The 270-nt window shown below is 70.0% G+C and carries 1 protein-coding gene; it reads left to right on the forward strand.

What is annotated here, in order from left to right:
• A partial coding sequence (locus SB754_RS20480) for an ABC transporter substrate-binding protein (RefSeq protein WP_410784198.1) occupies window positions 1–270 on the forward strand: 270 nt, incomplete at both ends.

Genomic DNA, 270 nt, shown 5'->3' on the forward strand with positions numbered 1-270 from the left:
GCCGACTGGTCCGACCTGACGGATCCGGCCTACAAGGATCAGGTCATCATGCCCGACCCCCGCGAGTCGGGCACCGCCCGCGACCTCATCGCGGCGCTCGTGTCCTCGCAGGGCGAGGACGCGACGTGGGAGCTGTTCGACGGCCTCTTCGAGAACGGCATGGTTCTGCAGGGCGCGAACGGCCCTGCCCTCGACGACGTGACCGCCGGATCCCACGGCGTCGTGTTCGGCGGCGTCGACTACTCGGCCTACTCGGCGATCGCCAAGGGC

The organism is Leifsonia sp. SIMBA_070 (assembly GCF_046534635.1).
Lineage (GTDB): Bacteria > Actinomycetota > Actinomycetes > Actinomycetales > Microbacteriaceae > Leifsonia.